Below are 25,699 nucleotides of genomic sequence, written 5' to 3' on the forward strand. Positions count from 1 at the left end.
AATAACGATACCCGGCGCGGAATACCGGCCGGGATGCGCGCTTATCCATAGATTGCCGGGAAAAGTCAACACCAAAGCGACGTCAAAGATCGGACGCCCTTAGCGTTTGTGCAACCGCCTGACCCAGCTGGAAAGAGATACCGTTGAACATGCGGTCAAAGCCGTCAAACAGGGCCTCATTCAGGGCGCGGCCGGTCTCGGTTCTGGAAAACGCGATGTTCTCTCGCATCTGCGCTTCATTCAGAGGGCGATAGGCCATCAGGAGAAAAGAGTAAAGCCACGCCTCGGTTTCGGCTGTGCGGCTCTCTCTTTGTGACAGAAGCTCGGCCAGCAACTCCTGATCATCGCCCCGCGCATCGACATCAAGACCCTGGAAGAAACTATAGTCTGAACTCAGGGCCCCTTGAACATTCTTTTCGATCAGATCATTTGCCTGAATGTATTCATCGACCAACGCATAACGCGTCGAGTTGCGTTCCACGGTTTCGTAAGCCTCGCGAGCCATGTCTTCTATGGCCTGTTCGGACATCGCTTGCCGGGCCGAGTTTTCCAAGGCCACAATCATCTGTCCAAGCTCACTTTCGAAAAACACGATCGCCTGATCAAGCTGTGCGTCCGACATCCCGGCCTCAAACGCATCCGTTAGATGTGTTTTCATCCAAAGCGGGTCGTAAATGTCATTAACCTGCGCTTCAAAAAACGCGCCACCGGTGTTGTCCAACAAAGTATCGTCAAGTTCTTCGCGATGTACCTGCCCCTCAAGCACCAGGATGTCCATCACTTGCGACAGGTGCATGGCCTGCGCAAGGCGATCCACCTTTTCATTGGCCTGTGGCGGCACCCCACACAGAATAAATGTAATCGCCAGAAGAACGCGCCGCATCAAATATCCTGTGCGGGATGAATTTCTGCCATCCGGGCCGCGAGAACCTCGAAACGCATCGCCATAATCTCATACTGGATCGCGTTCAGCAGTTCATAAACTTCCTGCATCAAGGGCTGTTCCAACGCTTCGACATATGTGTCGACATCCGCGTCGGAGAAATCCTGATACGTGTAGGCCGCGCCTGCAAGGCTGGACAGTTGAAGTGACTGGCGCATGCCGGGTTCGTTCCGTTTCATCAGCGCGCGCAATTCATCCGCATCCAGTTGCAACTCGATGACGCCAGATGCGCTGGCCGCCAGAAGGAAACGTAACTGGATCTCTTGCAAGGCCCGCAGTGCAGTGCCCGTGGAGTCTATGGCGGTATTCATGCGTTTGAAGCTTTCGACCCGATGCGACCCGTCCTTGATGAGGTCGGAAATGATCTTTTGCCCTTCCAACTGCTTGGCTTCATCGTCCTCAATCATATGCGACGCGTTTTCTGCTTCGACCAGACGCTGCCCCAGATCGGAAGCATAGAAATCAACCGCGTGGGTCAGGGCTTCATCACTCAAGGTTTGTTCCAGGATAGACACCGCGGTCTCGTGCATGGCTCTGACTTCGAAAACCTCATCCGCCAGACGTGTCCAGTCAGATCCGAATCCATCTGGATCAATCCCCAGCATCTGCGGGGCGGACCGAGAGCTCAGGGCGATGCTTTCAAGGGCTACGTCGAATCCGGTGGTGGTCAGAAACGCCTCGATCCGGTCCCGATTAGCGGCAGAAAGTTCCAATGGGATCAGAACAAGCGCAAAAAGCGGGGCCAGAAACCAAAAGGCAGTGCGGCGTGCAAGCTGTGTCATACCTATCAGACTAGGAGTTTTACGTCGGCAGGCAACGGAAAAACCCGGCTTTCGTAAATTCTGGAATTTTCTGCTTGCACCCCTGCCCGTTCCTCACTAAATCCCCCCCTCACAGACCCCCGCGGAGAGGTGCCGGAGTGGTCGAACGGGGCGGTCTCGAAAACCGTTGTGGGTGCAAGCCCACCCAGGGTTCGAATCCCTGTCTCTCCGCCACATAATTTACCTAACTTATCGTTTTATATATCTTATTTAAGTTATGGTGATTTTTGTCACCCAATTACTCCCCCGAGGGACATCAAAATCGACCAGTATGTACTCAGAAAGTCAGAGTGGATGGGTTCGAGTGGCGGCCTAAGATTTCTGATCTTCGTAAGTTGGATGCCTGCGGACAGGCCACACAGTTGCCATTCGCTGCGGTTGCAGCACTAGTCATCGTTGACAGCCGCTACGCGGGAAAAAGTGTGAATTTTCTGCAAGAGTACGAAAGGCTGCTTTCATGAATTCTTGGTCAAAATTGCCCACTCGGGATACTTACTATCCTGAAGAATTTTCCAAATCACGTACCTAGCAATTGCTTCTCCTCTGTTGAGGTGATCCAAGGCGTTGTCTGGATCGTCGAATTTCCCAGTATGAACGGCTTGGCAGCAAGTATCGTATACTTTGTCTATTTTCTTACCGGATAGCTCTTGTCCATCCACCTCTATTTTCAGCACTTTGACCCGTTTCTTAAACTCACTAACCTTTACATCTTCTTTTTCAAAGAAAACAGCATCAAGACAAACGCGCAGATCAACGGCGCGCTGTTGTAGTTCTTCCTGAGAACCAAAATTGTTCAAAAAGCGAAGGCAAACTGTGATTTTCTCCTTGAGGTCTTTGTCCAGCTTATCGAAATGCCCAATGGCTTCATCGGCTCTTTCAAACTCTGCTTGGCTAAACTTACCACGCGTTTGCTGCATCTTCTGATACACACGGTAACCAAACTCAATATTGCCAACGTTAGGGACGCTTTCATCAGGAATAACGGTAGCATAGTTGGTGAAAACCCCCTTTCCTTCTTCGCACGCTAAACACAGGCAGAGTTTGGTGATCTCAACCTGACGGCGGGCATGTTCAATTGCATTGCTTTCTTGAACAAGTTTTGGATCAGTTTCATCCGCGACAAACTTGACGTCAGTGTCCCAGGAATATGACAATACACTGTTGGTCGTATCAGCCGGTTGCGAAAAAATCATGCGTTGCCTTACCATCTCATCAAGATAGTTCCGCAGATTTCCAGAAGGCAGCTTTGAGCGGCAGTGTAGGACAACGCCATTGCAAAAACGGTAGTCACCGAGATTGTTTTTGTGATCAACTCTGAATATCTGACTTTGAAAGTACGGTCTTCAATATAACTTCGGATGTCATCCAATGCAGTCTCGGCACTCGTTTCCTTCGTGCGTTTGACCGACCACCGTACAAGGTCACGGACGTTCACTGAGCTGAAATTACCCGCGATCCATTGGTTGCTATCCACGAATTCCGGGAATGTGGAGTGGAACTGGTTCTCAAGAACGCGGAGACTGCTGACAGTATCAGCCTGTGGGCAATCTATATCCGCTACATTGATTTCCCAAAAAGGACTTTTCGAATGCAGGAGGAGGAGTTCTTCGTCGCTCATATTAGCGGCTAACTGGGTTAGATGGTGTTTTGCATCCTCTACGCTCAAAACTGCTCTTTCTCCATTAAACAATATTCGTCTTGCGAAATCTTCGGTATGTAAAGCGCTTTGGTAAAGATAGTATCCACGGCAAGGCAAGCGCATATCGATGCATCGAGTTCAAAAAGGAGACATTGAGGAAGCGAGCACCACCCGCCAATTTGGGATCGTAACTGCCGAACGCATCCGCAACATTCAATTGGCACGGTAATGGCCGCTCAGGGTTCGTTAGATCAATTTGAGCCTGTCGCAGAGAATGGCCGCATCGGGCCCATTGATCATTGTTCCAACAGTAATTGCCCCAATTGAAAGCAGATTTACTTTGTGCCTTTGGTGTTCTGCGGGTTTCAATCAAATGTCAGTGGACGAACGGCAATCGGTCAGCACTCACATGCCCTTAAATTCCAGGGCGCCCTACCCCTACGGTGCGCTTGCGGGCATCTGTTGCGTTGCGCAGTGTATACCGCCACCCAATTCACCCAAAACATCCACATTCAGCGTTACGATTTCGCGCTCTGGATAGTGGTTCGCCAACGTTTCCTTGGCCAGAAAGTCCGTTTCAGGATCGCCAAACTCAGCAGCAAGCACTGCGCCGTTGCAAACATAGTAATTGGCATAGGACGCCACGAATTCGATGCTTTTGATCCGGCGAATTTCGGGCTCGGGGATAACTTCGACTGACAAGCCTGCCGCAAGTATCGCATCATGGGTATCAAGCGCGGCAAGGTGGAACGGGTCCTCCATATCCGGTTGATCCGGCAGATTGATCAGCACGCGTCCCGGGCCGGTGAAGCGCGCCAGGCTGTCGATGTGATAATCTGTGATGTCCTCGCCCCAGACACCCTGTGACCAGATCATTCGATCGGCACCGTAGGCGGTCAATAACCGCGCCTCAATCTCTTCGCGTGTCAGCCCCGGGTTTCGGTTGTCGTTCACCCAACTGCTTTCATGCGCCAGAAGCAGCCCGTGACCATCATGCTCAACGCCGCCACCTTCGCCATAGAGCCCGGTCTGCCTAAGCTCTAAACCAAGCCTGCTGGCGACCCGAGCGGCAATCTGACTGTCCCGGCGGCTGCGCTGACGACCGCCCCACCCGTTGAACTGAATATGACTGACCGCTAGTTCGCCTGCACCATCAACAACGAAAATCGGCCCGGAGTCCCGGCACCAAAGGTCTTCGGTCGGGATATCCCAAAGCTCAACCCGCTGCGATAGTTTCGCGCGCGCTTCGCTATCGTCTTCTGATGCAACCAGCATGGTAACCGGCTCAAACTCGACGATTGCGTTGGCAATATCTGCGATGGTTTGCTGTGTCGTTTCAAGAAATTCGCGGTCACGATAAACATGACGGCTTACAGGCCATTGCATGAACGTCCGCTGATGCGGCCCTTCCTCAGGTGGAACAAAGAAACCGGGGCTAGCTTTGGCCGCTGAGCTGTTGAAAAGATTGCATAAAGCCATCGAACCACCGCCAATCAATACATCCCGACGCCTCATCGCATCCCTTCCTGCTACAGTGTTTCGCTACGATACAATTTAACTGTCGTAAAGCATGAGTATTTTGTGAAAGCGATCCCTCTACCTCAAGCAGATTTCCTTAACCAGAGTAAAGAAGGCTTATGTTCAAATGTACTATGGCTCTCCGATTCACCGGTTGGCGAGATCATTTGAGAGATACCACCACGCTACCAATCGCGATTCCATTTCCGGATGCCAGTTGGCGTACTCCTGACATTCATGACGTTTTTGGGTGCTGAATCTTCAGTCTCTTTAGATCCTCAGAACAGAACCGGGGTTCATGATCCGTCTTGAGTCTAAAGCGTCTTTGATGGCCCTTAACGCGGCCAATTTGGTTGGGTCACCAAGGTCTTCCAATTGCCCGACCTTGATCCGCCCAACACCGTGTTCGGCGCTGAAAGAGCCGTCGAAGCTGCGAACCAGCGTATAGACGCTGTCTTCAATCTCGGGTTTCAAGTGCATGTAGGCATCCCGCGCCTGCCCGGCCGGAGGGAAAATGTTGTAGTGCAGGTTCCCATCTCCCAAATGGCCAAAGCAATTGACGCGCACGGGCCAGGTTTTGAGGGCCTCTTCGGCCTGTTCCAGAAACGCGCTGATCTGACCCAAGGGGATCGAAATGTCGTGGCTGGCAATGGCCCCGATATGGCGGTTGGCTTCGGGGATGTGTTCACGCGCGTTCCAGAATTCTGCCCGCTGGCCCTCGGACTGCGCGATCATGCCGTCTTGGACCAAATCCTCTTCCAGACCGTGCTCAAACAAGGACATCAAGGCGTCTTCGCCGGATTGTGTGTCCTGCACACCAAGATCAATCAGGACGGACCATGGCGGAGGTGTTTCGAAAGGCAGGCGCAGATCCGGCATGGTCTGTGCCAGGAATTCCAGTCCGGTACCCTGTATCAGCTCAAAGGCCGAGACGGTATCACCCGCCAGCTCGCGCAGGTATTGCAACAGTTGCAAAGCGGCGCTTGGGCTGCTGACTGCCATAACTGCGGTGCAGTATTGGTGCGGGCGTGGATAAAGCCGCAAGGATGCAGCGGTGATCACGCCAAGCGCGCCCTCGGATCCGATCAAAAGGTTTTTCAGATCAAAGCCGGTGTTGTCTTTGCGCAAACGGCTCATGCCGTTCCAGATTTCGCCATTCGGCAGGACCGCTTCCAACCCAAGGCAAAGATCGCGCATGTTACCATAGCGCAGCACGTTGACGCCGCCTGCATTGGTGGCCAGATTGCCGCCGATTTGACAGGTACCTTCGGCCGCAAGCGACATTGGAAACAGCATGCCTGCCTCTTTGGCAGCGTCCTGTACTTGCGCAAGGGTTGCCCCGGCCTCAACCTCCATCGTGTTTTCCAGCGGGTGCACTGCGCGGGTGGCTTTCATTCGTTCCAGCGACAGGATCACCGGGTCCGGCCCTTCGGTCATGATCTGTCCGCCAACAAGACCGGTTCCTCCGCCAAAAGGCACAACAGGCACTGAATGTTCCCAGCAGGTTTTTATGATGGTGGAAACTTCAACAACATCGCGCGGTGCCAGAACCAGCCCGGCCTTGCCCTTCAGATTGCCGCGCGGGTCTTCAAGGTAAGCCGGTGTCAGCGGGCGAAAACAGGCCTCGGGCAGTTGTGCAGCAAGCAAGTTTCGGAAACCCTCATCAGCGGGTTTGAGATCGATCATTTTGAGCCTCCCTGCGCCAGAATTTCGGCGTCCGGCGCGAATGACGAGCGCAGCTGGGCCGCCCAGATGCCATCCAGACGCGCAATCACCCAGAATGATGAAAAGGAGTTCATCAGCGCACCGTCGGCGTCGTATCGTTCGACCAGCACATCGAGGTGCACCTTGTCTTCGCTTGCATGCACCACGTCCAACCGTCCCCAGCCGGAATGCCCCCAGCCTTGTCCTGCCCTGTCGCGGAAATCCGACAGATAGCTTTCGGGACCTTCCCAAGTTTTTAAACTGCCATCGACAAGCCGGTAATGCGGGAAATGCAACGTCGCGGCGATGGCCTCTCCGTCGCGCGCATTGAGAGCTTCAATATGCGCCTGCATGACCTTCAGGGCCGCTTCGACGCATTCGGAATGATTGTCAGAGGAAGAGACGTTCATAATCGGTTCACTCATTTTTTGATGGGGGCATCGAACCCGTAAAGACGGCCAGGATTGTCGACGAGAATGCGGTTGCGCATTGCCTGGTCCGGCACCCAGTCGGCCAGCATGTTCAACAGTGCCGTGTCATTGGGCATATCAACCGGGATATGCGGGTGCGGCCAGTCGCTGGCCCAAACGCATTGGTCAGGATTGGCCTCGACCAAGGCGCGGGCGAAGGGTGCGATGTCTTCATAGGGTGGGATATGTTCGGTCGTCATGCGATAGCTACCAGAGAGCTTTACCCATGCGTGCCCCTCGGACATCAATCGCAGGAGAGATTGAAAGCCAGAATCTCGCAGACCGTTGGACGTCTGCACATGACCCATGTGATCAATCACAACCGGAACCGGCAGGTCACGCACAAAGCCTTCGAAGTCATGAAAACGCGACACGTCGATCAGCATCTGCATGTGCCAACCGACATCCGCCAAACTGCGCCCGAGGCGGATCAAAGCATCCCGTTTGGAATCGCCCGAGAACACTACGTTGACTCTTGCCCCACGCGCGCCTTGATCGTGCATGTCCATCAACTCGGACACAGCGACGTCCTCGTCGACCACAACGACAGCGCGGAAACCTTCACCGCCACGTGCCACCGCGTTCAGGGTTGTTCGGTTGTCGACGCCATAGACACTGGGTTGCACGATGACGGCGCGTTGCAGGTCGAGCGTGTCCAGCACGGTCCTGTATGCCTCGAACGACGCTTCGGCAGGTGTGTAGATGCGGTCTTCGACCAGATTTGACGGGCCTGCGAAGACATGTGCGTGACAGTCACAGGCCCCCGCAGGAAGCATGAAGTCAGCCGGTCCCGCAACATCCAGTGCGGGCGCGCAGAAAGGGGCGTCAACTTCCGACATAGGCTGGCTTTTCACCCGGAGGGGGCGTTGCACCGAATCCGCCTTTGGCGACCACGGCTTCGGCCCCGCCGTGTTGCTCGACAAGTGCGTGCTGATCGGCCATTGCCCGGGCGTTCACCTCATCGGGGTCGCAAATCTGCAGCAAGGCGTGCATCAAATCATCTATGATGACGGCATGGTCAGGGCTTTGTCCCAGATCGTTACCCTCGTCCGGGTCACTGGACAGGTCATACAGCTCGGGCGGCATCCCGACATAGTGCACCAGTTTCCAATTCCCTTTGCGGATCATGAAAGCTCCGGTGGCTGAGCCCATTGCGTGATATTCGCTGAATACCACCCGTTCGAGATCATCTGGCTGAGTTGCCAAAGCAACCAGCGATGTCCCTGGCCTGTCTTCCGGTATGGTGAGACCAGCTTCACCAACCAATGTTGGATAAACATCGACAAGGCTGGCTGGTGTTTCACATACGTGACCCGAAGGGAAACCCGGCCCCGCCGCGATAAGTGGAACGCCCGCGCTTTCTTCGAACAGGTTGGACTTTCCCCATAACCCTCGTTCCCCGATATTGTCGCCGTGATCGGACGTGTAGATCACCTGCGTCGTGTCGGTTAGGCCAGCCGCATCCAGCGCATCCAGAACCCGACCCATATTGGCGTCCATGAAACTGACCAGACCGTAGTAAGAAGCCAGAGCAATCCGCGTGCGTTCCCGGGTGAAGTTGTCATACAGGATGCAATCCCGCATGGCTTTGTGCCACGCATGTTCGGTCTCTGATTGCGGCTTTGATGGCATCAGTCCTTTGTCGGCATAGAGGTCATAAAACTCTTGCGGTGCGATCAACGGGAAATGAGGGGCGACCATCGAAACAAACAGGGTCCATGGCTGTCCGCTGTTGCCATTGGTTTCGATCCACTGCACGGCGGCATCCGCGATATTTCGGTCATAGGCGGTGTAGGAGGTCTCACCTGGCCCGATTTTTTCCGCCATAGCGTGCGATTTCCAGCGTTTGGGCAAGGGTTCGCGCACACAGCCCAATACATCCCCGACACCGTTTACGACATGCATGGGGATTTCCTGAAAATCCAGGCCAACCGGATCGTCAACGTTCCGATAATGCAGCTTGCCAATCGAGCCTACAGTTCGGCCAGCTTCCTGCAATGCGTGGCCCCAACTGCTGGGTTCGCCAATATACGGTGTGGCGTTGTCCCAATGACCGGTGCTGTGGCCATAAAGACCCGTTGCGAAACTGGCACGGGCCGGAACGCATATCGGAACCGGAGTGTATGCGTTGGAAAACACGGTTCCCCGTGCCGCCAGACAGTCCAGATTGGGGGTCTGTACTACAATGTTGCCGTAGCAACCCAGCACATGACGGGTATGTTCGTCCGACATCAGGACGAGTTGATTGACGGGTTTTCCCACAACAACGCTCCGCTTGTAATCGATACGCGGAACCTTAGAGGTAGAAATTGTTTTCGAAAAATATAATTAACTGATATCGTATTTACTTTTTTCGAAGATGTTTCAGGCCGTCTTCGTTTGCTCTTCCCATACTTCGTTCAAACATTCGATGAGATCTGGCGTAGCCCTGTGTTTGGATTGGTTTTCTGGGGCGTAGATTCCAATTTGCATGCGAACCTCGGGTGCCCAAGGCACCAACACCGTGCTCTCCATGAAGCCGGGGTCCAGCACAGTCACATCGCTGAAGGTAAAACCAATGCCCCCTGCCACCATCCGCAAGGCGGCGTTGGTGCTGCTGACCTCGTGAAAAATTTCCAGCGTCTCTCCCGAACGGTTCAAGGCCTGGTCCACCGCTTCCCGCGCCATCAGCCCGCGACGCAAAGCGACATAACGCTCGTTAACCATATCCTTTGGGGTCAGCAAGTGACGGTTCGCCAGATGGTGATTCTTGGGCAACAAAACCTGCAACCGGGTTTCCCGCTGTTCCAGCAACCGAACACCCGGAACACTCATGGGAACCACATAAATACCCAGATCAAACTTGTCCTGTTGCACGCGGCGACCCAGGTCACGCCTTGGATGAATGTCCAAAGTCGTCCGAATATTCGGAAACCTGTGCGCAAATCTCACGAGGGCCGGAATGACCAGACCGTTGGCCGATCGCATTTGGCAAATGACACGCAAAGGTACCATCGAGTTATTGCGCAATTGCCGGAACAATTCCGGAAAATCATCGACCGATGCAATCACGCGCTGCGCCTCCGGATAGAACAGTTCGGCCTCCGGAGTGGGCGCCAATGTCTTTTGATCCCGATAGAACAGTTTTGTTCCGATCTCTTCTTCCAACAGGTGAATAAGACGACTGACAGCAGGTTGCGACAAGTTCATCTTTTCCGAGGCTGAGACCAGAGCGCCCTCATCCATGACATGCAAAAACGCCCTAAGGTTCTTTAACTTCATCTTAGAATTTCCTGATATGGAATTTCATTAATTCTATTATCCTGAACTCAATTAGTAAAGTATAAGCAGGCAAACGGGTCAAAAGTGTTGCCCGTAGTTATGGGAGGAAACCATGGACAGAAGGTATTTTCTGAAGGTTGCCGGTGCATCCACATTGGCCTTGGCAACTGGAACCGTTGCGCAGGCGGAATGGAGCCCGCGCAGGCCATTGAACATCATCGTGCCGTACAAAGCGGGTGGCGGAACTGACCTCTATGCCCGCGCGCTTGCAGCTGCGGCGCAGGACAAACTGCCTGTTCCTCTGGTCATCGTGAACAAGCCCGGAGCGGGCGGAATGACGGGTGCGATCGCCGCGTCTCAGGCCCGGCCAGACGGCAATACGATCATGATGCACTCCACCGGGTCTTTCCTGCTGCGCCACATGTTCCAGGAAACAGAAGTCGGACCCTTTGACAGTTTCCAGACAATTGCGCAGATCGGGAATTTGAAGGGCGCTTTGGTGGTGCCTGCATCAAGTTCGTTCCAATCCGTAGAAGATGTCGTGAACGCGCTGAAAGCGGACCCCGGCAAGCTGCGTTGGGGCCATAACGGTCGCGGGGCAACGTTTCATGCGATGGGCCAGACCTTCCTGAATGCACTTGAACTTGAGGCTGTCGATGTCCCCTTCAAAGGCGGTGCGGCAAGTCGCGCGGCACTAGTGGGGGCGCAGGTTGATTTTGGCTTCATTGGAATTCAGCAGGCCAAGGGCTTTGAAAACGAACTGCGGATTCTGGCCGTTGCCGATACCAAGCGTGATGATTTTCAACCCGATGTACCGACATTCTCCGAAGCCGGGTTCGAGGTTCCGCTTATCAGCTCGCCCATCATGCTGTTCGCGCCCAACGGAGTCGACTCCGAGATCGTAAGTGGCATTGAAGCCGCGTTAAAAGATGTGGTCGCCGACCCGCAATTTGCCGAGCTTCTGGCTGCAAAAGGCACGCTTCCGCTGTACCGCACCGGTTCGGATGCCGAAGCGATGCTGAGAGACGTTGAAAGCGCAGCCCAGCCGGTCATCGACGCTCTGAAAGCGAACCAGTAAAATGACCACTCGCGTGAACGAAGCAATGGCCGTTGGCGGTGTTCTGACCGTATTCGGCCTTTGCGCCTTGGGCTTGGGGTTGTCCATTGAGGCGGATGCCCAAGGCAATGCCAATGCCCGGATCTTTCCTGCGCTGTCTGCCGCAGCCATTGTGGTACTTGGGGTTCTCGAATTCCGGCGCGGTTGGGCTGGGGAAATCCGCCCGCTGGCCTTAGGGGAAAACATGTCTGCTGTTTTCGCCCTTCTGGCGCTGGCCGTAGCCTACGCCTGGGGTCTGGGGAAATTCGGCTATTTGCTTTCAACCGGTGTGGCTGCGCCGTTGGCGATGTGGCTCTTTGGAATTCGCAACCCCATTGGCTTGCTGGCGGCGGCCGTACTTTGCCCGGCCATTTATCACCTGATTTTCTTCGAACTCATGGGCGTGTTCCCACCCTTTGGTGAGTGGTTCGATTTGCTTGACGTGATCCAGGGAGTGTAACGATGGAAATCCTTGCTGGACTCGCAACTATTCTGACCAGCCCGGCCCTGATCGGGTGGGTCGTACTGGCGGCGCTTGTCGGTATGATTGTTGGTGCAATCCCCGGCCTGACCGCATCCGCTGCAATCGCAATGCTTTTGCCTATCACCTTTTATATGGACCCATTGGCCGCCCTGGCGTTTCTATACGTGATCGGTAAATCCGGTCGATACGGTGGGTCAATCGCCGCTATTCTTTTCAATACACCTGGCACAGCGGCCAGTGCGGCCACCCAAATCGATGGCTACCCGCTTTCCCGTCGGGGCATGTCCTCAAAAGCGATGAAGGTAGCGACGATCAGTTCGGTCATCGGAGATTATACAGGTGAGATACTCTTGATCGCCGGCGTCGGCCTCATCGCTGCTATTGCCCTGACATTGGGCCCGCCAGAGCTGTTCGCCGTCTATTTCGCCGCTTTCGTCGTGATCGGTTCCGTCATCGGGAAATCAGTTGTTCGAGGGTTGGCCTCTGCCGTTTTGGGCGTTCTCGTGAAAACAGTTGGAATCGACCCGATTACGACATCCGAGCGTTTTACGTTTGGCAGTTACGAGCTTCAGAATGGCATTGCCCTCGTCCCGCTCATGATCGGTATTTTCGTTCTCGGAGAGGTCTTTACCCAGATCGAGTCCAATCATAAGGACGTCGAACAATTCGATGATCCGGACACGGAAGAAGCCCGCGCGCGCAATCACCTGACCTGGGCCGAATATAAGCCCTGCATTCCGCATGTGATCCGTTCGTCTTTCATCGGTGCGTTCATCGGCATCCTTCCGGGGCTCGGTTCGGCCATTGCCGCCTTTGTCGCCTATGGCGAAGGAAAACGTCGTGCCAAGAACCCCGAACAATGGGGCAAGGGTGCCCTTGAAGGTATCGCCGCGCCCGAAGCTGCCAACAACGCGGTTTCCGGTCCATCCATGGCGCCGCTGCTGACATTGGGTATTCCCGGCTCAACCATTGGGGCGATCATGGTCGGTGTCTTCCTGATCCACGGCATTCAGATCGGCCCTACCCTGTTCCTGACACAGCGTGATCTGGTGTATTCGCTGTTTGCCGCTGGTCTGGTGGGGATCACGGCCTATGGCCTGATCGGTTACTTCGGTGCCGCCTTTGTTGGGCGTTTTATCCTGAAAATTCCAACAAACATCCTGTATCCCCTGATCTTCCTGACGGCCTTCATCGCGGCTTATGCTTCGCGCGGCAGCCTGTTCGACGTCTGGGTTATGTTGATTGCAGGGTTCGGTGGCTGGTTGATGAAAAAGCTCGACTTCAATCCGGCAGCTTTCGTCATCAGCTTTGTTCTTGCCGGTGGTGCCGAGGAAACCTTCCGCCAGTCGCTGCTTCTGTCCGATCAAGGTGTTCTGATCTTCATCACCCGCCCGTTCGCGTTGTTGTTCCTGATCATTGGTGCAGCCGCCGTGTTCATGCGGGTTCGGACCCTCAGTCGGCAAGCCCGCAACGCAGCATTGGAGGACGCGTGACAGGCCCGCTTTCAGGTATCCGCGTGATCGACTTCACGCATGTCTTGGCAGGGCCGGCTTGCGGTTACTACCTGGGCCTGCTGGGCGCGGAGGTTATCAAGGTCGAAAGCCAAAGCCGCGGTGATGCGATGCGTTACCGTGGCGGCACCGACGCCGAAGGTGCCGCCCGTGGAATGAGCACGGCTTACCTGACGCAAGGCGCAGGCAAGCGTTCCGTCGCGATCGATCTGGAAATCGACGACGGTAAAGCGAGGATGCAGCAACTGTTGGCCTCTGCCGATGTGTTCGTAGAAAACCATTTGCCCGAAACAATGTCTCGGCTTGGGCTGGAAGAAACATCTGTGGCCAAAGCTCATCCCCATCTGATCCATTGCGCCATGACCGGTTACGGCCGTGGAGGCCCATTGGAGAACATGCCCGCCTATGACGTCAACATTCAGGCAGCCTGCGGAATCATGACGATCACAGGAACAAAAGACACCGGGCCGCTGCGGACCGGAGCACCGATTATGGATTATTCGGTGGCCTTGGCGGCAGGGTTTGCCATTTCTGCGGCGCTCTACCGGCGAAGCCAGACCGGCTCGGGACAGTTCATTGACGTATCAATGCTAGAGACAGGATTGTCGCTGATGGCGTCCACGATCACCGACTATCTGGCGACTGGAAATGAGCCGAAACAGCGTGGGAACGCAGCGAACAGCCGTTCCCCTGGTGCGGGTAATTTTCCGTGCAAGGAGGGTGTCATAAGCCTTGGGGTAAACGAAGAAAGCCAGTTTCAACGTTTGGCCTTGGCACTGGGCAAACCCGAGTGGCTGAGTGATCCGCGCTATTCAAACCGCTCAAACCGCGCAAAACATACGGCGGATCTGGAACGTGATCTGTCTGAAACGCTGCTTGCGAAAACGGCGCAGGAATGGGAATCCATCATGCTGGAACAGGCCGTGCCTGCCGCAAAACTGCGCACGCTTCCCGAGTGCCTGGAACAGGAACAGGTTCAATCGCGCGGTTATGTGGTCAAAACCGATTCTGGTGTTTCCGTTCCCCATCTTCCTTTCAAGATGCAGAGCCTTGATAGAGAAAAAAAACTGACCGACGCCCCTCGTCACGGTTTCGACACTGAGGATGTCCTGAAGAGCTTGCGCTAGCGGTTTTCTGTTTCGCAACGAGTGAGGGTTGAAGACTGATCAGAGCGTTTGATCCGAAGACCTCTGTCAGAGAACACGTGATCGAACTCGTGCAATGTTTGAATGCGTATTGTCGCCCCCCTAACAATACTGAAAATTTGAAGTGCACGGTCTGCGCAAAAGCTTAGGTAAGGCGCAAGCCCTGGGCGTCCGAATTCCAACGAATCGCTAACACTGATAGGCTGTGCACTATTCGAAAAAGGTGTGTTGATGCGAAACGCCCGACTCATCGAAGTAAGTATTATCTTCTTTCAAATCGCGTTTCTGGTGGCCGCGATATACGTGGCGGTCGAGTTTTCGGTGCTTGCCGGCGCCCTTGTGTTCCTTGGGCTGACTATTGGTTTTACTGTACTGGTCTATAATCATGACGCCTGGTTTGTCCAAAGGCTGACATCGGACACACAGCCGCTGGCATTCAGCCTGTGCCAGAGCGGGTTTGTCGGACGGGTAAGAAGGTTCACCCGACTGTTCCCGGCCTCGCCCAGATGCCGCCTGTGTCTGGTGCCCTTTGGGGGTGTCGGCAAAGTTCTGGGTATCAAACCAGCCTCTGAAAACCCGAACTTTTGCAGAAGCTGCTTTGAAGGATTGCCGACCAAAACGCTGGATGCTGAAGTTGGATTGCTGTTTGCGGACATGAGAGGTTATACGCCTTGGTCCGAGCAACATTCTCCGGCAGAAGCAGCGGACATGCTGACCCGGTTTTATGACATTGCGGAAAAGGAAATCACGCGCGACGACGCCCTGATTGAATTTGTCGGAGATCAGATCATGGTGATTTATCCGGTTCAGATGGCCTCGCTTGGTGATCGAACGGCGGACGTGATGCTGCAGGCAGCCGTTCGCCTGTTGGACAGAATAAGCTCGGAACCCAACATGCTGGGTGTCGGGGTTGGATTGAACATCGGCATTGCGCAGGTTGGTGAAATGGCGACCGGCTCATCCAGAAGTTTCACAGCTATCGGGGATGTCGTGAACACGGCCGCCCGTCTTCAAAGCCAGGCGGCGGAAAATGAAATCCTGCTCTCGGAAGACATTTACAACAAGCTCAACTCGCGGGCATTCGACTTTGAACCGAGCGAGATCAGTCTGAAAGGTAAAGCCGACGCTGTTCGAACCTATTCCTTGAAAACGGGTTGATCGCTGGAATGGCCTTTCCACGCACGTCAACGGGTCAAGAGTTTTGAGGGCAGCGAGTTGAGCACCTGTTCTGGCAAAATACAGACAACGGCGCATACCAACTTACCAGAGAATTCCTTAGGCCTTGTCCGATCGTCGCTCATTCCCGGCGGATCGCTGCCAAAGTGGGTTAAGGCCCATTTGAGCAGGCGTGTTCTTGCCGCGTTTCAATGAGGCAATGAGCGTAGCTCGGCCCATACCCTATTCTGCTGAGAAATCACAGGAATTCCCCTTTGTGCATGAGTTACTTTTAACGCATCCCTGCGACACAATTTCCAAAGGAGACACACATGTCGCGTACTCTCATTCTTGTTATCGTCATCGCCGCTATTGGTGCTGGCGGATATTTTTACCTGAACCAACCCGAACCTACTCCGGCCGAACGCTTGCAAACCGCGGCACAAGACGCGGCCGAAGCAGTGACTGACGCGGCTTCTTCTGCTCAGGAAGCAACTTCCGAAGCGGCATCGTCACTGGCAGATCAGGCAACTGAAGCTGCCTCTTCGGTCGCAGATCAGGCCAGCGAAGCGGCTTCTTCTGTGGCAGACCAGGCATCCGAGGCGGCTCAACAAGCGGGCGATCAGGTGGCCGCGCTGGCCGGTCAGGGTCAGGAACTGCTGACGTCCTGGATTCAGGAGGGTAAGTTGGACCCCACCAATTTCGACTATGATGGTATCATGACATCCCTTCAGGAAAGCACTCTGGCAACCGACCTGAAGGATCAGGCGATCAAGATCGTGAATGACATCAAGGCATCTCCGGAAACCATTGTTCAGAAAATCCAGGAACTGACCAACCTGCTGACTCAGCAATAAGAATGGATGAGGCCGATCCCCACGGTCGGCCTCTGCCAAACGGCATTTCCGCACTGACTTGACGTTATTACTTCGTTGAATTGACGGCATATGCGGCTTTTGATTGTCTGAAACCCACAGAAGGCCCGCGCCCTGCCCGCTCCATCAGCAGCATTCCTATCTGGCGCGCTTACCTTAGCCATTTCGAGGAGAATTTCATGACCGACCTGCCCCAGACCATGTTTGCCGCCATCCTGAAGCATGACGGGTATTCCGGAACATCCAGCGGGCCGGTCATTGCGGATGCGGCCGAGTGGTTGGAAGAAGCAGAGCTTCCCATGCCGCAACCTGGCCCCGGTCAGGTTCTGATCCGGTTGCGCACTGCATCGGTCAACCCGTCAGACCTGCATTTCATCAAAGGTGAATACGGGCAGCCTCGGGTCAAAGGGTCACCAGCCGGGTTCGAAGGGTGCGGAGATGTCGTGGCCACCGGCAAAGGCGCTGAGGCGTTGCAAGGACAGCGCGCTGCATTTGTCGCTGCCGGGTCAGGGGCGTGGGCAGAATATGTCGTCACGCAGATGCAGATGTGTATCCCCTTGCGCCCTGAAATCTCGGACGATGACGGTGCCGCGCAAATCGTGAATCCGCTGACCGCAATGGCGATGGTGGATATGGCGAAGGCCGATGGCGATGCCTTTGTGGTTTCTGCCGCAACCAGTCAGTTGGGTAAGCTTATGTGCAGCCTCGGCCGCGATCTGGGTTTGAAGCCCATCGCGCTGGTGCGCCGGGCCGAGACTGTTGAGATGTTGAAAAGCCTTGGTGCAACCGAAGTGCTTGTGACAACCGGTGATGATGTGGTCGCAAAGTTTGCCGATCTGATTGCAAAGCTGAAACCACGGGTGTTTCTGGATGCCGTGACAGATCAGCTTTCCGAACAATTGTTCTGCGCCATGCCCAACCGGGCGCGTTGGATCAGCTATGGCAAGCTGTCTACCGAAGCGCCGAAACTGACACAGACAGGTCAGTTGATTTTCATGGGCAAGAGGATCGAAGGGTTCTGGCTGACTCAGTGGATGATGTCGACCCCACCCGCCGATCAGATGCGCGTGGTGGCCGAAGTCCAGGCCCGCTTTGCCGACGGGCGCTGGAAAACAGATGTTTCTGAACACCTTACCCTCAGAAATCTTGTTCCAAATCTGGCAGATGCGCTGAAAAAGAGTGACGGAAAGGTGATTATCACGCCATAGTAGAACATACCTGCGTTACCGAGGGTAAGCGCGGGCGGAACGCGACACCGGAAAACCGGTGGAGGGAGGACAGTTTGGATAACGCACAGCTGCTGATCAGCGGACTGGCAAACGGGTGTGTCTATGGCCTGATCGCGCTTGGCTTTGTTCTGATCTACAAAGCAACTGAGGCTGTGAACTTCGCGCAGGGCGATTTCATGATGTTGGGGGCCTTTGTGACCATTGGCCTGACGAATACCGAATATATGGGCCTGCCGTTCTGGTTGGCCTTGCCGGTCTCATTAGGGATCATGGGGGCGTTGGGCTATCTTCTGGATCGACTGATCATCCGTCGTTTGTTCGGCGAAAGCCAAACGGCTGTTGTCATCCTGACCATCGCATTGGGATTTGTGATCCGTTTTGTTGCCGGGTTGATCTGGGGGCATGAACCGCAAACGCTGCAAAACCCGCTGGCAGGTAAAGAGGTGCGTTTTGGCGGCCTTGTACTGGGGATGGAGGATGTGGCCGTCATCATCGTAACGATCCTGCTGACATGGGGCCTTTACGTGTTTTTCAACCGGACCAAGTTGGGGTTGGCGATGCAAGGGGCGTCGCAAAACCAGTTGGCGGCCTATTACATGGGTGTGCCGGTAAAGCGTGTTCAGGAGTTCATCTGGGCACTGGCCGGAGTTGTCGCCGGGATCGCAGGCATACTATTCGCAGCCAAAGGCGCAGTGGATCCAACAACCGGTCTGCTGGGCATAAAGGCCTTTGCCGCCGCTGTCATTGGCGGATTTGGTAGCCTACCGGGGGCATTGGCAGGCGGGCTGATCGTAGGTGTCATCGAACCCTTTGCCAGCCGATATATCGCGGCGGGCTATAGCCAGGTCGCTCCCTACGCTCTGCTGCTTGCGGTGCTGATCTTCCGCCCCAACGGGCTGTTTAGTCAGGTTCGGGTCAAAAAGGTCTGAACCATGCGGATTGTCTTTAAAACCAGCTACATGCAGGACATCCGCCCCTGGAAAGACCGGTACCAACTTGGCCTCTATCTGATCCTGTTGGCCGTTATTGCCGCCGCTCCCTGGTGGCTGGATGACTTCTATCTGGGCGAGTTGACCAACGTACTGATCTGGGCCATCGCGGGGCTTGGTCTAATGGTCCTGACCGGCCACACGGGGCAAGTCAGCCTTGGCCACGCTGCTTTTCTGGCCTTTGGTTGTTATGCCAATGTTGCCCTGATCGAAGCGGGGGTGCCGTTTCTGATCGCCTTCCCATTGGCCGGAGTCCTGACCGGTATCGCAGGTGTGACAGTGGCGATCCCTGCCCTGCGGCTTCATGGGATCTATCTGGCAATCTTCACCATGGCGCTGTCCATCCTGATGGATGACATCATCGTTCTGTCCGAACCCATCACCGGAGGCGTCGCCGGCAAATATATCGGCGGGGTCGAGATCTTTGGCCATCTTGTCGACCGCTGGGGAACGCCCAATCAGTTCTTCTGGCTGGTTCTGACCGTCGCCGTTCTAGTCACGTTGGGCTACATCAACCTGCTGCGTGCGCCTTTGGGGCGTAGCTTTATCGCCGTGCGCGACTCCGAGGTTTCGGCGCAGGCGATGGGCATTGATATCGCGCGAACAAAGATGATCTCTTTCGCCCTTTCTTGTGCCGTGACGGGCTGGGCCGGGGCGTTGATGGGCTTGTTTGCCGGAGCGTTCAACAACGAAACCTTCAGCGTTCTGATCTCGATCCAGTTGCTGATGATGATCGTAATCGGTGGGCTGGGGTCGATCCACGGGGCGTTTCTGGGCGCAATTGTGATTGGCTTTCTGCCGCAATTTTTGTCGATCTCAAAGGAATATGCCGGTGCCCTGTTTGGCGGAAACACTGTCGCCATCCCGGGGCTGGAGTTCGGCATCTTCGGAATGATCCTGATCGCATTCATCCTGTTCGAACCTATGGGCATCTATGGCCGCTGGCTTAAAATCCGCACCTGGTTCGAGCTGTTCCCATTCTACCGAAAGGACATGTTCAAACGGCAGAAATCCTATCTTAAGACGGAGCGTCTGAGATGAGCTTGCTGGAGTTTGAAAACGTTACTCTCAAGTTCGGCGGCCTGACGGCGGTGGATGGTCTGTCCTTTGAGGTTCAGGAAGGTGAGGTTTTTGCCATCGTCGGTCCAAACGGCGCGGGAAAATCCACGGTCTTCAACCTGATTTCCCGGTTCTACGACCCATATGAAGGGTCCATCCGGTTTGACGGTCACGATCTGCTTCAAGTCAAACCGTCAGGTGTTGCGGCCTATGGCGTGGCGCGGACGTTTCAGAATATCGAACTGTTCGAGCACGCGACTGTCCTTCAAAACCTGCTGGTCGGTCGTCACCGACACCGCGGGACAAACCTGATTTCCGAAATTCTGTTCACCCCTTCCGCTCGTCGTCAGGAGTTGGCTAACCGAGAAAAGGTTGAACAGATCATCGATTTCCTCGACCTGCAGGCCTATCGCGAAAAGATGATCTCGGGGCTTCCCTATGGCGTGCGCAAAGTGGTCGAAGTTGCACGCGCCTTGGCCACCGATCCCAGGCTGTTGCTGTTGGACGAACCAGCCTCGGGGCTTTCTGTCGAAGAGACGACCGACATGCGTTGGTGGATTGACGATATTCGACGGCAGATGGGGATCACTGTACTGATGGTCGAGCATGACATGGGCCTGGTCTCGGGCGTGTCCGACCGGGTTTTGGCCATGGCAGACGGTGCAAAACTGGCGCTTGGCACCCCGTCCGAGGTGCAATCGCACCCGGCCGTGATCGAAGCCTATCTGGGCAAAGCCTCATGACCGCTCCGATCCTGAAAATCCGCAATATCGAGAGTTTTTACGGCCCTATCATGGCCATTCGGGGTGTATCTCTGGATGTTCATGAGGGAAAGATTGTTTCGATCCTCGGCGCGAACGGTGCGGGCAAGACGACATTGATGAAAACCGTCTCGGGCGTGATGGACCCGGAAAAAGGAACGATCACCTTCAATGGTGACGACATTCAGGGGGCCGAACCGCACACAGTCGTCCAACGTGGGATCGTGCATGTGCCCGAAGGGCGCGAAGTGTTTCCCCTGCTGACCGTTGATGAAAACCTCAGCCTCGGCGCCTATACCCGTTCGGATAAAAATCAGGTCGAACAGGATCGCGAGCTTGTCTTCAGCTATTTACCTGTTCTGAAGGAGCGCCGCGCGCAAGAGGCCGGGACCCTTTCGGGGGGACAGCAACAGATGCTGGCCATTGGACGAGGCTTGATGGCGCAACCCCGGATCATGCTGTTGGACGAACCGTCGCTGGGCCTTTCGCCCCTGTTGGTGCAAGAGATCTTTGGCATTCTCAAACGCCTGAACGAAGAACAGCATATGACGATGTTGCTGGTCGAACAGAACGCCAATGCCGCGTTGGAATTGGCGCATCATGGCTATGTGATGGAGGTCGGCCGCATCGTCATGGACGGAGCCGCCGAAGTGCTTTTGAAATCCGAAGACATCCAGAACTTCTACCTTGGTGTTCAGGAAGACGGCGCGCGCGAAAACCGCCGCTGGAAACGCAAAAAGACGTGGAGGTAAGCTGAATGGATGCGACGCCCCTGCCCCCACAGATCAATATCAACGGCGTAGAGCTTAATGCCATGCCGGGTCAACGCCCGCTGCGTGTGGATGGATGCACCACAATCAGCGCGTTGTTTCAAAACCGTTGTGAAGAACTTGGCAATCGCACAGCCCATCGTGAAAAGGATTTGGGTATCTGGAAATCCTATTCCTGGGCTGACTACTGGCAGCACGCTAAATGGATCGGGCTTGCCCTGCGAAAGCTGGGTTTGGAACGGGGGGATGTGGTTTCAATCCTGTCCGAGGACCGCAAGGAATGGATGTGGTTCGATATGGGCATTCAATGCGTTGGCGGCATAGCCTCTGGCGTTTACACCACGGATTCCGCCAGTCAGCTACAATATCTGATCAACGACAGCGGCAGCAAATTCCTGATCGTCGAGGACGAAGAGCATCTGGACAAGTTTCTTGAGGTCGAAAGTGAGCTTCCCGGCCTGATCAAAGTGATCATTCTGGAAGACGAAGGTCTGCACGATTTGAACCATCCACGCTGCATGATGATCGAGGACCTCTATACTCTGGGCCAGCAGGTCGAGAAGACCGACCCGGGTTTGTTCGAAGCCGAAATCGCGCAGGCAAGACCGCAAGACACTGCTTTGCTGGTCTATACATCCGGCACCACAGGGCAGCCCAAAGGCGCAATGCTAAGCCATGAGAACATTCTGGCTGCCATTGAAGCGGGCGCGCGATCGTTGCCGACACTGGCAAGTGACGATCAACTGTGTTTCCTGCCCCTCTGCCATATTCTGGAACGCGATGTATCGGTCTATTTCCCGCTGGCCGCCCGCTGCACTGTGAATTTCGCTGAAAGCCCCGAGACGGTTTTCGCGAACCTGCAAGAAGTTTCACCCTCGACCTTCACGGCTGTGCCGAGGGTCTGGGAAAAAATCTATGCGCATGTGCAAATTCTGTCGCAGGACGCGACGCCGCTGGGGCAAATGGCATTTGGCTTTGCCTTGAAAGCCGGGATGCGTCGCGCGGAGTATCTGAGCGCTGGAAAATCCGTTCCTGCGGGTGTCGCGGCCAAATTCTGGTTCTGGGACCAACTGGTTCTGAAAAACCTGCGCCGGATGCTGGGATTGGACAGGCTGCGCCGTGGCGGAACGGGTGCCGCCCCTATCTCAACAGACTTATTGAAATGGTATTGGGCCATAGGCGTGCCCATTGTTGAGGGCTTTGGGATGACCGAAACCTCGGGCCTCGCCACGCTCAACACCATTGAATGCAACAAGATCGGCACCATAGGAAAGGTCGTCGAAGGCTGCGACATACGCATTTCGGATGAGGGTGAAATTCAGCTGAAAGGCATGAACATCTTTCAGGGGTATTGGCGGAACAATGCCAAGACTGCGGACAGCTTTACCGCCGATGGATGGCTGCGTACCGGAGATATGGGGCGTATCGACGAGGAAGGATATGTCACCATCACAGGCAGGTTGAAGGACATCATCATCACCGCCGGTGGCAAGAACATTACCCCGGCTGAGATCGAAAGCCGGTTGAAGTTCAGCCATTTCATTTCGGATGCCGTCATCATTGGCGACAAGCGCAAATACCTGACAGCGCTGATCATGATCGATCAGGAAAACGTCGAAAAATTCGCTCAGGACAGGAAGATTCCGTTCTCGAACTTTGCTTCGCTTTGCGCAGCAACGGAAATCAGGGATTTGATTGGTGACGAAGTTGCCATTGTCAACGCTGAGTTCGCGAGGGTCGAGCAGATCAAGGATTTCCGACTGATCGACGTTCTGCTGACTGCCGAAGACGACGAACTCACCGCCACGATGAAGCTGAAACGCGGCTTGGTGGAAAAGAAACACGGACATCTGATTGAAGACATGTACACTTAGGCAAAGGATTTTTTGGGAGGAAAAAGATGCAGAACTCACTCAAATGGCTGACCACTGCAGTAGCACTTTCCACGACGGCGAGCATTGGTTGGGCGCAAACGCAAGGCGTGACCGATGACGAAATTGTCATTGGTTCCGTCAACGACCTGAGCGGCATCTTCGCCGCCGTTGGGGTCCCGGCAACCAAGGGCGCGAACGTGGTTTTCGACCGGGTGAATGAGGCCGGTGGCGTGCACGGGCGCAAAATCCGCTATGTGGTCGAAGACAATGGATATCAGATGCCGCGTGCGATGCAGGGCTATAACAAGCTGCTGAACCGCGACAAGGTGTTCGCCATGCTGCAGTCACTTGGCACGCCAATGAATATGGCCGGGTTCAAGCTATTGGACCCCAAGGGCATTCCCAACGTCGCCCCGCTGACAGCCGCACGCCAGATGTTGCAAGAGCCGATGCGGAACAAGTTCACATCTTTTTCGACTTACTTTGATCAGGCCCGTGTCGGCGTGAACTACCTGGCCGCTGAATTTGGTTCACAGACCGTTTGCACCATGTACCTACCCACCGATTTCGGTGAGGAAATCCTTGAAGGCAGCAAAACCGGAGCGGAAGAAGCCGGGATCGCCTTTGGAGCCGAGACGACGCATAAGCCCGACGAAACGGATTTCGTGGGCTCTCTCAGCAAGCTTAAGGAAGAAGGCTGCGATATTGTAACAATGGCGCTTGGCGTACGCCAGGCGATCACCGTCGTGGGCACTGCCAAAAAGATGGGCCTGACGGATATGAAATTCCTGGGCACGTCTGCCAGCTTTCTAACGGTCGTGGCACAGGTTCCCGGCGGGGTGACAGACGGGTTCTATGCAGCAGCGTCTTGGCGGGATCTATGGGCGCGCGCAGATGAGCCTGCTCCTGCGGCATTCATAGAAGAATACAAGGCCGCCACGGGTGAAGATCCCGTCGGGTTTGCCATGCTGGGCTATTCCGCAGCTGAAATGATGGTCAAAGCGCTCGAGGCCGCGGGCCCTGACCTGACCCATGACAGCTTTATTGAGGCGATGGAAACGCTGGACTATCAGGACGATCTGGTCGGCAATCACATCACCTATGGTCCTGACGACCATCAGGGCGCGGATACCGTGTTCGTCAATGTCGTTGAAAACGGGGCGTGGAAACTCGTTTACGAAGAGTAAGAAACGACAACCGAAACGAAAAAGGGCTCGCATAAGCGAGCCCTTTCTTTTTGGGTATTCCCAGCGATTAACGCTTCGAGAACTGGAACGAACGGCGGGCTTTGCGCTTACCGAATTTCTTACGTTCCACAACGCGGCTGTCGCGGGTCAGGAAGCCTGCGGCTTTCAGGGCGCCACGCAGGTTCGGATCGTAAAGCTGCAGCGCTTTCGAGATACCGTGCTTGACCGCACCGGCCTGACCGGTCAGGCCACCGCCTTTGACGGTTGCAACAACGTCAAACTCACCTTCAACACCAGCAACCTGGAACGGCTGGCGCAGGATCAGCTGCAGAACCGGACGAGCGAAGTACTTGTCCTGGTCTTTGCCGTTCACGGTGACCTTGCCGGAACCCGGCTTGATCCAGACACGGGCAACAGCGTCTTTACGCTTGCCTGTGGCGTAGGAGCGGCCCAGTTCGTCACGTACGGGTTCACGCACGATGACTTCTTCGGCCACGGTTTCAACGCCTGCGACGGCGCTCAGCTCTTCGAGAGTATTGATCTGATCAGCCATCGGTCATTAGCTCCGGGTGTTTTTCTTGTTCATGGACTTAACGTCCAGAACTTCGGGCGCTTGCGCCTCATGGGGATGCTCGGCACCGGCATAAACGCGCAGGTTGGTCATCTGCTGGCGCGCCAGACGGTTGCCCGGCAGCATGCGCTTGACCGCTTGGGTCACGACGCGCTCGGGGTGTGCACCCTCGAGGATTTGCTGCTTGGTGCGCGATTTGATGCCGCCCGGGTGGCCAGTGTGCCAGTAGAAGTTTTCTTCGCGCTTCTTGCCGGTCATCTGGATTTTGTCAGCGTTGATCACGATGACGTTGTCGCCCATGTCCATGTTCGGGGTGAACGACGCTTTGTGCTTGCCACGCAGGCGCATGGCGACGATCGAGGCAAGACGGCCCAGAACAACGCCCTCGGCGTCGATCAGGATCCATTTCTTGTCGATGTCTGCAGGTGTTGCAGAAAAGGTTTTCATGGCAGGATAGTCCTGTTTGATGTGAAAGACCGCCCCAAGGCGGAGCGGCCCGAATTCGATGGATGCGTATCTAGACTTCCCTAGATGCGTCGTCAAGCAAGGTAATGTCATTTAAATTACGTAAAAACAAGGCGTTACAAAATAGGTATTATTTTACCCCACATTTATCCCCTACTCCACCGGCAGAAAG

At 55.0% G+C, this 25,699-nt stretch carries 25 protein-coding genes and 1 tRNA gene; 14 read left to right on the top strand and 12 right to left on the bottom strand.

Features of this window, described 5'->3' with window-relative positions; all coding sequences use genetic code 11:
- Positions 1 to 82: 82 nt before the first annotated feature.
- Both ACR0LF_RS02620 and ACR0LF_RS02625 read right to left on the bottom strand, forming a co-directional pair.
- A complete protein-coding gene (locus tag ACR0LF_RS02620) occupies positions 83 to 883 on the bottom strand; it encodes a DUF2059 domain-containing protein (protein ID WP_480574541.1) in 801 nt (266 codons plus the stop codon).
- Positions 883 to 1,725, bottom strand: a complete 843-nt coding sequence (locus ACR0LF_RS02625) for a DUF2059 domain-containing protein (protein ID WP_480574544.1) — start codon at positions 1,723 to 1,725, stop codon at positions 883 to 885. Before ACR0LF_RS02625 ends, ACR0LF_RS02620 begins: the two co-directional genes overlap by 1 nt.
- A gap of 123 nt (positions 1,726 to 1,848) precedes the next feature.
- On the opposite strand from ACR0LF_RS02625, the gene ACR0LF_RS02630 reads away from it, so the two are divergent.
- Positions 1,849 to 1,938 (top strand) — tRNA-Ser (locus ACR0LF_RS02630).
- A gap of 281 nt (positions 1,939 to 2,219) precedes the next feature.
- Here the strand turns inward: ACR0LF_RS02630 and ACR0LF_RS02635 are convergent.
- The 8 genes from ACR0LF_RS02635 to ACR0LF_RS02670 form a co-directional block, all read right to left on the bottom strand.
- Entirely contained in the window at positions 2,220 to 2,957 is a 738-nt protein-coding gene (locus ACR0LF_RS02635; RefSeq protein WP_480574547.1) for a hypothetical protein, read from the bottom strand.
- Positions 2,958 to 2,965: 8 nt separating this feature from the next.
- A complete protein-coding gene (locus tag ACR0LF_RS02640) occupies positions 2,966 to 3,430 on the bottom strand; it encodes a hypothetical protein (RefSeq protein WP_480856005.1) in 465 nt (154 codons plus the stop codon).
- A 411-nt stretch (positions 3,431 to 3,841) separates the two neighbouring features.
- Positions 3,842 to 4,918, bottom strand: coding sequence for an agmatine deiminase family protein (locus ACR0LF_RS02645; protein ID WP_480574553.1), 1,077 nt, complete (start codon positions 4,916 to 4,918; stop codon positions 3,842 to 3,844).
- 273 nt (positions 4,919 to 5,191) lie between these two features.
- On the bottom strand, positions 5,192 to 6,607 hold the full coding sequence (locus ACR0LF_RS02650; protein WP_480574557.1) for an FAD-binding oxidoreductase: 1,416 nt from the start codon (positions 6,605 to 6,607) through the stop codon (positions 5,192 to 5,194).
- Positions 6,604 to 7,035, bottom strand: a complete 432-nt coding sequence (locus tag ACR0LF_RS02655) for a hypothetical protein (protein WP_480856006.1) — start codon at positions 7,033 to 7,035, stop codon at positions 6,604 to 6,606. Before ACR0LF_RS02655 ends, ACR0LF_RS02650 begins: the two co-directional genes overlap by 4 nt.
- 11 nt (positions 7,036 to 7,046) lie before the next feature.
- Complete coding sequence (locus ACR0LF_RS02660; RefSeq protein WP_480574563.1) at positions 7,047 to 7,934, bottom strand: amidohydrolase family protein; 888 nt, start codon at positions 7,932 to 7,934, stop codon at positions 7,047 to 7,049.
- Entirely contained in the window at positions 7,921 to 9,357 is a 1,437-nt protein-coding gene (locus tag ACR0LF_RS02665) for a sulfatase family protein (RefSeq protein ID WP_480574566.1), read from the bottom strand. The genes ACR0LF_RS02660 and ACR0LF_RS02665 overlap by 14 nt, the downstream gene beginning before the upstream one ends.
- A gap of 102 nt (positions 9,358 to 9,459) precedes the next feature.
- Positions 9,460 to 10,356: a LysR family transcriptional regulator gene (locus ACR0LF_RS02670; RefSeq protein ID WP_480574569.1), complete on the bottom strand. Its 897-nt coding sequence runs from the start codon at positions 10,354 to 10,356 to the stop codon at positions 9,460 to 9,462.
- Positions 10,357 to 10,468: 112 nt separating this feature from the next.
- On the opposite strand from ACR0LF_RS02670, the gene ACR0LF_RS02675 reads away from it, so the two are divergent.
- The 13 genes from ACR0LF_RS02675 to ACR0LF_RS02735 all read left to right on the top strand — a co-directional run bounded on the left by ACR0LF_RS02675 (position 10,469) and on the right by ACR0LF_RS02735 (position 24,491).
- Positions 10,469 to 11,434, top strand: coding sequence for a Bug family tripartite tricarboxylate transporter substrate binding protein (locus tag ACR0LF_RS02675; RefSeq protein WP_480574572.1), 966 nt, complete (start codon positions 10,469 to 10,471; stop codon positions 11,432 to 11,434).
- Between the two features lies 1 nt (position 11,435).
- Positions 11,436 to 11,912 carry a tripartite tricarboxylate transporter TctB family protein gene (locus ACR0LF_RS02680; protein ID WP_480574575.1) on the top strand — a complete coding sequence of 159 codons (477 nt, stop codon included), beginning with the start codon at positions 11,436 to 11,438 and terminating at the stop codon, positions 11,910 to 11,912.
- A gap of 2 nt (positions 11,913 to 11,914) precedes the next feature.
- Positions 11,915 to 13,429 (top strand): tripartite tricarboxylate transporter permease, encoded by a 1,515-nt coding sequence (locus ACR0LF_RS02685; protein WP_480574578.1) that lies wholly within the window; start codon positions 11,915 to 11,917, stop codon positions 13,427 to 13,429.
- Entirely contained in the window at positions 13,426 to 14,574 is a 1,149-nt protein-coding gene (locus ACR0LF_RS02690; protein WP_480574581.1) for a CaiB/BaiF CoA transferase family protein, read from the top strand. Before ACR0LF_RS02685 ends, ACR0LF_RS02690 begins: the two co-directional genes overlap by 4 nt.
- Before the next feature lie 249 nt (positions 14,575 to 14,823).
- Entirely contained in the window at positions 14,824 to 15,750 is a 927-nt protein-coding gene (locus tag ACR0LF_RS02695; protein ID WP_480574584.1) for an adenylate/guanylate cyclase domain-containing protein, read from the top strand.
- A gap of 329 nt (positions 15,751 to 16,079) precedes the next feature.
- Entirely contained in the window at positions 16,080 to 16,604 is a 525-nt protein-coding gene (locus ACR0LF_RS02700; RefSeq protein WP_480574587.1) for a hypothetical protein, read from the top strand.
- Positions 16,605 to 16,801: 197 nt separating this feature from the next.
- Positions 16,802 to 17,830, top strand: coding sequence for an alcohol dehydrogenase catalytic domain-containing protein (locus tag ACR0LF_RS02705; protein WP_480574590.1), 1,029 nt, complete (start codon positions 16,802 to 16,804; stop codon positions 17,828 to 17,830).
- 74 nt (positions 17,831 to 17,904) lie between these two features.
- Positions 17,905 to 18,780, top strand: coding sequence for a branched-chain amino acid ABC transporter permease (locus ACR0LF_RS02710; protein WP_480574593.1), 876 nt, complete (start codon positions 17,905 to 17,907; stop codon positions 18,778 to 18,780).
- A 3-nt stretch (positions 18,781 to 18,783) separates the two neighbouring features.
- Positions 18,784 to 19,881 (top strand): branched-chain amino acid ABC transporter permease, encoded by a 1,098-nt coding sequence (locus ACR0LF_RS02715; RefSeq protein WP_480574596.1) that lies wholly within the window; start codon positions 18,784 to 18,786, stop codon positions 19,879 to 19,881.
- Positions 19,878 to 20,642, top strand: a complete 765-nt coding sequence (locus tag ACR0LF_RS02720) for an ABC transporter ATP-binding protein (RefSeq protein WP_480574599.1) — start codon at positions 19,878 to 19,880, stop codon at positions 20,640 to 20,642. Before ACR0LF_RS02715 ends, ACR0LF_RS02720 begins: the two co-directional genes overlap by 4 nt.
- Complete coding sequence (locus tag ACR0LF_RS02725; RefSeq protein WP_480574602.1) at positions 20,639 to 21,412, top strand: ABC transporter ATP-binding protein; 774 nt, start codon at positions 20,639 to 20,641, stop codon at positions 21,410 to 21,412. Before ACR0LF_RS02720 ends, ACR0LF_RS02725 begins: the two co-directional genes overlap by 4 nt.
- A gap of 5 nt (positions 21,413 to 21,417) precedes the next feature.
- The gene (locus tag ACR0LF_RS02730; protein WP_480574605.1) at positions 21,418 to 23,304 is read left to right on the top strand and encodes an AMP-dependent synthetase/ligase; all 1,887 of its coding nucleotides are present in this window, start codon (positions 21,418 to 21,420) and stop codon (positions 23,302 to 23,304) included.
- A 26-nt stretch (positions 23,305 to 23,330) separates the two neighbouring features.
- A complete protein-coding gene (locus tag ACR0LF_RS02735; RefSeq protein ID WP_480574608.1) occupies positions 23,331 to 24,491 on the top strand; it encodes an ABC transporter substrate-binding protein in 1,161 nt (386 codons plus the stop codon).
- 67 nt (positions 24,492 to 24,558) lie between these two features.
- On the opposite strand, the gene rpsI is transcribed toward ACR0LF_RS02735, so the two are convergent.
- Both rpsI and rplM read right to left on the bottom strand, forming a co-directional pair.
- Positions 24,559 to 25,044 (bottom strand): 30S ribosomal protein S9, encoded by a 486-nt coding sequence (rpsI, locus tag ACR0LF_RS02740; RefSeq protein WP_171090107.1) that lies wholly within the window; start codon positions 25,042 to 25,044, stop codon positions 24,559 to 24,561.
- Positions 25,045 to 25,050: 6 nt separating this feature from the next.
- Positions 25,051 to 25,509, bottom strand: a complete 459-nt coding sequence (rplM, locus tag ACR0LF_RS02745; protein ID WP_039536983.1) for a 50S ribosomal protein L13 — start codon at positions 25,507 to 25,509, stop codon at positions 25,051 to 25,053.
- Positions 25,510 to 25,699: the final 190 nt, after the last annotated feature.

It is taken from the genome of Ruegeria sp. E8 (assembly GCF_056533985.1).